Annotated in this window: 7 protein-coding genes; 1 reads left to right on the top strand and 6 read right to left on the bottom strand. The window is 48.3% G+C overall.

The features are described 5' to 3' along the window. From Q0614_RS08720 to Q0614_RS08695, 6 genes are all read right to left on the bottom strand, one after another. A partial coding sequence (locus Q0614_RS08720) for a HAMP domain-containing sensor histidine kinase (RefSeq protein ID WP_298788078.1) occupies window positions 1-1,052 on the bottom strand: 1,052 nt, incomplete at its 3' end. Beyond that, on the bottom strand, window positions 1,045-1,698 hold the full coding sequence (locus tag Q0614_RS08715; protein ID WP_298788076.1) for a response regulator transcription factor: 654 nt from the start codon (window positions 1,696-1,698) through the stop codon (window positions 1,045-1,047). The genes Q0614_RS08715 and Q0614_RS08720, both read right to left, overlap by 8 nt. A 26-nt stretch (window positions 1,699-1,724) precedes the next feature. Beyond that, complete coding sequence (nrfD, locus tag Q0614_RS08710; protein ID WP_298788074.1) at window positions 1,725-2,696, bottom strand: NrfD/PsrC family molybdoenzyme membrane anchor subunit; 972 nt, start codon at window positions 2,694-2,696, stop codon at window positions 1,725-1,727. Continuing rightward, entirely contained in the window at window positions 2,689-3,255 is a 567-nt protein-coding gene (locus Q0614_RS08705) for a 4Fe-4S dicluster domain-containing protein (protein WP_177387548.1), read from the bottom strand. The genes nrfD and Q0614_RS08705 overlap by 8 nt, the downstream gene beginning before the upstream one ends. Window positions 3,256-3,266: 11 nt before the next feature. After that, window positions 3,267-5,531, bottom strand: a complete 2,265-nt coding sequence (phsA, locus tag Q0614_RS08700) for a thiosulfate reductase PhsA (RefSeq protein ID WP_298788072.1) — start codon at window positions 5,529-5,531, stop codon at window positions 3,267-3,269. An 85-nt stretch (window positions 5,532-5,616) separates the two neighbouring features. After that, complete coding sequence (locus Q0614_RS08695) at window positions 5,617-6,849, bottom strand: MFS transporter (RefSeq protein ID WP_297989923.1); 1,233 nt, start codon at window positions 6,847-6,849, stop codon at window positions 5,617-5,619. A gap of 156 nt (window positions 6,850-7,005) precedes the next feature. On the opposite strand from Q0614_RS08695, the gene Q0614_RS08690 reads away from it, so the two are divergent. Continuing rightward, the coding region (locus Q0614_RS08690; RefSeq protein WP_298788069.1) for a PAS domain-containing protein at window positions 7,006-7,568 on the top strand (563 nt) is incomplete at its 3' end.

Raw genomic sequence — 7,568 nt, 5'->3', positions numbered from 1 at the left:
GAGCTGACGCTTTTTGCGATGCCGTAGCGCTTGCAAATTTTATCGATTATGTTTAGCCCGAGACCGAATCCGCCAAGAGCCGCGTTTTCGCGCGAGTATCTCTCCCAGATTGCGCTCGTATCCTTTATGCCGATGCCGAAATCCTGCACGCTAAAGACCGCTATGCTCACCCCTTTTTCTAGCCCGATGATGATCTTGCCGCCTGGGCGCGAGTATTTTATGGCGTTGCTTAGGGTGTTGTCGATGAGGCGCATTAGCGAGGTTTCGTCCATAAAGACGCTCACGCCTGGCGCTATTCGCGATTGCAGGCTTATATTTTTACTTTTTGCGACCAGATAGATGAAATTTATCCTAGCGCCCAAAAACTCGCTCATATCGATGCGGCGGCTTTTGAAGCTCATCTTGCCGCTTTTGATGAAGTACTCCACGTCCTCGTAAGTAATTACCATCTGCTTGAGCGCGGATTTTATTCGCGCCGTGTGTTTGTCGCGTAGGCCTAGCATCTCGGTGTTGATGAGCGCGACGCCCAGAGGGGTCTTTAGCTCGTGCATCGCGTCGTTGAAAAACGCCTTGATGAGGTTGCTTTGCTGCGCGTAGAAATTTTTTATGATTTTGTAGTTAAACAGCGCGATGATGAGCGCTACGAAAATCGTGATAAAGATCGTGGAGATCGCGATAAATTCTATCTTTGCGTAGCTTATCTTTTTTGAGATGACGAAAAAATGCAGCTTGCCCTCATGCAGAAAATGGCGCTTAAAAAATACTCGCCCGCCGAATTTCAGCGTAATAAACGCAAAATCCGGCGGCTGCACGCTTAGGTTTGATCTTAAAATTTCGCCGTTTGCATTTAGAATCGCGTAGTCGTAGATTAGCTCGTCTTTTAGATCCGGATCCGCGCCGGCTAGAGCTTCGCCGCTTTTTTGTATCAGCTCGGCGACGTCGGCGCTCTCCTCGATTTTGGAATTTAAATAGATTATATAAAGGCTCTCGCTTATAAAGGCGCCGATGATGAAGATCGCGCTAAAAAGCGTAAATTTAAACCCTTTAAGCATTGATCTTATATCCGAGTCCGCGGCTGGAGAGGATGAAATCGTTGCTCGTTTTGGAGCGGAGGTTGCTGATATGCACGCGCACATCGACGCTGCCCGCTTCGCCGTCCCATACGTCGGCGATGAGTTCATCTACGCTAACGAATCTTTTGATATTGGCGAGTAGAAATTCTATGATTTTGATCTCTTTGGCGCTTAGCGATATCTCTTCGTCCGCGCGTTTTAAAATTTTTAAATTTGCGAAGTAGTGAAATTTATCCGCGATCTTGACGGCGCCCTTTTCGTCGCCGAAATACTTTCGCATCAGCTCGCTTACTCTAAATTTAAGCTCGGCTAGGTGGAAAGGTTTTTTTAAGTATTCGTTGCAGCCCAGCTCGTAGCACTGGCTTAAATCGTCGATGTCGCCGAGCGAGGTCATCATCATCACGGGGGTATTAAGGCCGAGGCTACGCGCGTATCTCAGCACCTCTTCGCCCGAGACCTCCGGCACCTTGATGTCTAAGATCAGCAAGTGGTAGGTATTTGCGGCGATCTTATCACAGGCTGCGTCGCCGCTTTCGCATTCGTCCACCTCGTAGCCCAGCTCCGTGAGATACTCGCTTACGCTGCTTCTGTATTCAAAATCGTCTTCTAAAAGTAAAATTTTCAAACCCGTTCCCTAAATCGGGAGCGAGACTACGCTCCCGTGCAAATTTGCCCCGCATATACAACGAAGTAGCGAAGCAGAATGACGCCGCAAAGCACGACGAAAGAATTTAAAACTATAAACGCAGGCTTGTAGGCGTGGTTTTTCAGCGCCGTAAAGGCGATGATGATCGGAGCGATGAGCCCCGTGCCTAAAACGCCGATCCAGAAAATTTTGCCGTAAACCTCGTGCGTCAAAGCCTGCTGTGCCGCAAGCGCGCTAGTGCCGCCCTCGAAATACATCCCGACAAATAGAATGAACAAAAGCGGAATCTCAAAGAGTATCGCGCGCAGATCAAGCACCAAAAGGTATTTTATGCTATCTTTGTTTAACGAGCCTTTAAAAAACAGAAGTCCAACTAAAATGCTCGCCGCGATGCCGCTGGAAAAGCCCGATAGCAAAAATAAAATCGGTAGCACCGGAGTATTCCAAAGCGGAATTTTCATCACCGCGCTTAGTAAAAAGCCCGTATATGCGCCCACGCAAAGAGCAAGCACGAATAAAACTCGCTCAAAAATTTTAGAAGCTTTGGCAAATGAGCTTAGCAAATTTACGATAGGTCGCAGAAACGCAAGTAGTTTAAATTTACAAATTTCCTCGCCGAAGACGCATAGCGCAAATACGAAGCTAAGCGGCACGTAGATTAAAAGCGCCGCCACGCCGAGGCTCATCACTGAGCCGAAGTTAAATTTGATCAGCAAAAGATAAAAGCTAAATGGCTTGCCCAGATCAAAGATCAAGAGCAAAAGCCCCGCGCAGATCGTAAGCGGCGCCGTGATCGCACCCGCTCTAATCATCGCATCCCAAATGGAATTTTGCTCGCTTTCGTGGCGGTTCCATTTGACTAAAAGCGCCACCATCGTCGCTCCCGCGCTAAGACCCGCCAAAAATAGATAGATCGCAATCGGCCAAGGCCAGTAAATTTCAGAGTATTGGCTCATATCGCCCCACATATTATTCATAGCGTCCTCCTTTTTTGTTTTTGATATTCGCTAGGCGCGGTTTGGTGTTTAGATACGCTTTCGGATATTCTACGCTCGTTTTGGCTAGCAGCTTATTTACCCCGGAGCCCGCGTCGTTTACGTCGCCGAAAACTAAAGCGTCGGTCGGACATACGCTTACGCAAGCAGGCTGCAAGCCTTTGCTCGTGCGGTTTGTGTAGCAAAAGGTGCATTTGCCGATAGCGTGCGTGATAGGATCGACAAATCTAGCGTCGTAAGGACAGGCCAGGATGCAGTATTTGCAGCTAACGCAAAGCCTCTCGTCTATGAGCGTTACGCCGTCTTTGGTTTTAAAGCTCGCTCCCGTAGGGCAGACGTCCACGCAGGGGCTATCCTCGCACATAACGCAGCTGGCGCGCGAATAATCGAGCTTTAAATTTGGAAAAACGCCGCTTGTTTTGCCGTGCACTTGCAGCCTATAAACGCCGCTCGGTACGCCGTTTTCGTTCCTGCACGCAACCGAACAGGCTTGGCAACCTATACATAAATTTTCGTCGTGAATCATTATGAGTTTTTTCATAACCGCCCCTTTCAAATTTTAACTATATCGACGCCGACGTTGGTTACCATCGTGCTTACTACAGGACCCGCAGCGGGATCGAGAAGGACGCTTTGGTTGGTGCCTACGCCGTTCGTGCGCTTTAGCCCCGGACTTACGTGCCCAAAGCCGTGGTATAAAAACAGGCAATCGTCCCTGATGCCTTGCGTGACGAAAATTTTAGCCTTTTGCTCGCCGAATTTGTTTTTGAGTTTTACGATATCGCCCGTCTTTAGCCCCTCCGCTTTTGCAGAAGCTGGGCTGATCCAAACCGGCGATTCGCTCATCATATCATTTAAAATTTTGACATTTTGAGTGTGGCCGTTGGTGTGAAGCGCGGTCTTACCGGTCATCAGGCAGTATTTATGCTCGCCGAATACGTCCATACCCTCGGTGTTTAAGCAGCCGTATCCCGCGAAAAGCTCCTCCACTTTCGGCGCGAAAAGCTCGATCTTGCCGCTCGGGGTTTTAAATTTCATCTGAGAGCTCATCTCGCCGTTTTCGTCCACGAACTCCGCCGCGGCAGGATATTTATCGATAAATTTAGCCACGAGCTTCGGCTCTCGGTAATACAACTTCGGCACCTTGTAGCTTACGTAGCCGTTTTTGATTAAATTTGCAATTAGCTCGGCGTTGCCTTTGGCTTGCTGCATGCGGTATTCATCGATATTGTTCCAGGTATAATCTTTATCGATCTTCATCACCCTCGCAAGCTCTCTAAAAATTTCATAGCCGCACTTCGTATCGCCCACCGGCTCGACGGCTTTGTTTCGCATCACAAATCCAGGCGCGGTGCCGCCTTTGTTTTGAATCGACTCGTCGCGCTCCAAATACGTGGATTCGGGCAAGATCACGTCGGCTAAGCACGCGAAGTCGCTCATATATACGTCGATTGCGAGCACGAAGTCTAGCTTTTTGATCGCCTCTACGCTCTTATCCACGCCCGCAACGTTGATGAGGTGGTTAAAGCGCGTGCTGACCCAGCCTTTTACAGGATACGGTTTTTCGCTTAAAATCGTAGGCGCGATCTGCATCAAAACGCCGTGTTTGCGCGGCACGAAGAAATTTTCGCTACCTTCTTCGCCGCAGCCGTCGATGCGCGCGGTCTTTGGAATTTTAAAATTTTTATCCGGGTTTGAGATGGTAGGGAATAGATCCTCTTTGCAAAGCGCGTTGAAGGTTTTGGAGTCTTTAGAGAAGTAAATTCCGCCCTTTTTCTCGACGTTTCCCATCAGCGCGTTTGCGATCGCGATGGCGCGCGTGCGGACGTATTCGGCTTTAGCGGTCGTGGTTTTATGACCCCAATCGATTATGACTGCGGGAGCCGCGGCGTAAATTTCATTTGCGATGCGCTCGACCTTGTCCGCTTTAATTCCCGTGATACCCTCCTGCCAAAGCGGAGTCGTATCTTTCACGGACTGCCTTAGCTCCTCTAGCCCCACGGCGTATTGTTCGATAAATTTTTTGTCGTATTTGTTATCGCGCAGCCAGACGTGAATCAGCGCCATCAAAAACGCCGCGTCGGTTCCCGGCTTTATCGGCAGCCACTCGTCGGCCTTGGAAGCTACGACGCTAAAGCGCGGATCAAGCACCAAAAGCTTTACGTCCTCTCTACTTGCGGCTTTTGCGAGCTTTTTGGTTTTTGAGATGTCGATGCCCTCAAAAAGATTGTGGCCGAAATTTACGATGTATTTTGCGTCGCCGTAGTCTCTTTGCATATTAGCGCCGAAGGTGTGCGGCACGGCGATATTGTAGGTGACCGGGCAACAGGACCAGTGCGAGTAGATGTTCGGGCTGCCGTAGGCACAGGCGAAATTCATCATCTGAGTGTGGTGCTCGCCCGTTTTAGAGGTGAAAACTACGCTTTGCGGGCCGTATTTTTGCGAAATCTCACCCAGCTTCTGCGCGCAAATTTTAAGCGCCTCGTCCCAGCTCGCCTCTTTAAATTTGCCCTCGCCGCGCTCGCCTACGCGAATGAGCGGCTTAATGAGCCTTTGATCGTCGTAGAGCTGATTGATACCCGCTCCGCCGCGAGCGCAGACCGAGGTTTTGTTTGCAAACCTGTGATTGCCCTCGATTAAAGCGCCGCGGCCGTCTTTGACGGTCACTTCGATAGGACAGCGCGAGGAGCACATCTCGCAGACGCTGGCGACTTTCTTTTCCGTCCCGCCTGTAACCGCGCTAGCGTTTAAATTTAGATTTAACGTCGCTAGTGTGCCGATCGCGGCGGTGCTTTTTAAGAAATTTCGTCTATTCATAAAAACTCCTTACCTTTAAATTTTGGTAGGAATTCTAAGGCTTCATCGTAAAAATAAGGTTAATTTTGATAATGCAGCTTTTGGCTTAGACTTTATCTCGAAAGATAAAATGCGTCCTGCGCCGTATTTTAAAGCCATAAAATAGCGCTAGCAGTAGCAAAATGCTAATTGCGCCGCAGATCGCAAGGGCTACGCGAGCTCCTAATAACTCGGTAAAAAAGCCCGATATGAGCGCTCCAAATGGCGTACTACCTATTAAAAAGAGCGCATATAAGCTAAGCACGCGTCCGCGGAATTCGTTGCTTACGTGCATCTGCACGGTGGAGTTGATGCTTGAGTTTGTGATTACGAAAAGAAATCCAGTTACGGCAAGCCCTGCCGCAGCCCATGCGAAGGAATTCGCAGCCCCAGTGAGCGCCAAGCTCACCCCCATAGCGATCGCGCACGATCTGATTTTGCGGATGCCAAGTTTATCAAAAACTGCTACGAAAAGCGCGCCACAAAAGGCCCCCACGCCTAGAGCCGACATCAAATATCCAAAGCTTCGCTCATCCGCGTCTAGGCTAAGCTTAACGAGTGCCGAGATCGTTACGTTGTAATTTGGCACCAGCGTCGCTACGATAAGCACTATTATCATTAGCTCGCTTAGAGTTTTTTTGTGCGATACATACGAAATTCCAGCACCGATCGAGGCAAAAACGCCTCCGCTTCTGCTAGATAGCGTAGTAACGGATGGCGGAATTTTTATGAAAAACAGCGAAACGATGATGCCTAAAAAGCTAAGTGCATTGAATAAAAAGCAAAAGCCCACGCCCCACAGCGCCATCACGATCCCCGCAAGTGCGGGCCCTGCGATACGAGCGACGTTGAAGGACATAGAATTTAACGCTATGGCGTTGGCTAGATCGCGGGGCGAGTCGATGAGGTCTTTTACCATCGACTGACGGCTCGGGGCGTCCATGCTGGTAAAGATGCCACTTGCAAAAGCGCAAAATAAAATTTTGCCGAAAGAATATAGCTCGCAAAAGCTCATAACCGCGAAAATTGAGGCGGTCACCGCCATGCCTATTTGAGCGAGCAAAAGGATCTTTTTGCGATTAAACTTATCGAGCAGTACACCGGAAAACGGCGTGAAAAGTAGCGCGGGCAAGAACCTCGCCGCAGCTACAAGGCTGACCTTAAAAGCGTCTGCGGTGATGCTTAGCACTAGCCACGGCAGCGCGACGCTTTGCATCCAAGAACCGATCAGCGAGAGGTTCATCCCGATCCAATAAATTCTAAAATTTGAGTATTTAAGCGATAGGAAGGGATTTTTCAACGCGCTGCCTTTTGAAATTTTGATTTGAGATTATACATTAAATTTTAAAAATTCACTTAAAGATTTAACATTTATAAAAATTTAACGAAAATTTAATATTTCTGAAAAGAAAAATTTTATATACTCTGCAATAAATTTTTAAGCAAAGGATTAAAAATGCAAAGACCAACTCCGATTAATCAGGAAATCAAACTAGATGAGAAGCGCTATATCGTTTCCAAAACCGATCCGAAGGGTATTATCACGTTTGCAAATCCGTATTTTTGTATGATTTGTGGCTATAGTGAGCTTGAGCTTTTGGGGCAGCCGCATAACATCATACGACATCCGGACATGCCGCGCATAGCGTTTAAGCTCATGTGGGATACGATACAACAAGGCAAGGATTTTACCGCCGTGGTTAAAAATTTAGCCAAAGACGGGCGCTTTTATTGGGTCATTACAGAATTTACTTCTAAAAAAGATCCCGTGACAGGGCAGATCACCGAATACACGGCATTTCGCAAGGCTCCGCCAAGATCTGCGATCGAAACTATAGAGCCAATTTATAGGGCATTGCTGGATGCTGAAAGAAACGGCGGTATGCAGGCTAGCCAAAAGGCGCTCGTGGACTTTTTAAAAAGCAAAGGCGAGACCTACGAGAGCTGGATCGCAAAGGTCTCAGGCAAATCAAATCCGCTCACCGCAATGTTTTTTAAGGCGATGAAAAAGCTTTTTAG

The sequence above is a fragment of the uncultured Campylobacter sp. genome (assembly GCF_937997595.1).
In the GTDB taxonomy this organism is placed as follows: Bacteria; Campylobacterota; Campylobacteria; order Campylobacterales; family Campylobacteraceae; genus Campylobacter_B.
The sequence above is the reverse complement of the archived record's forward strand: the minus strand, read 5'-3'. Positions and strand labels throughout refer to the sequence as shown.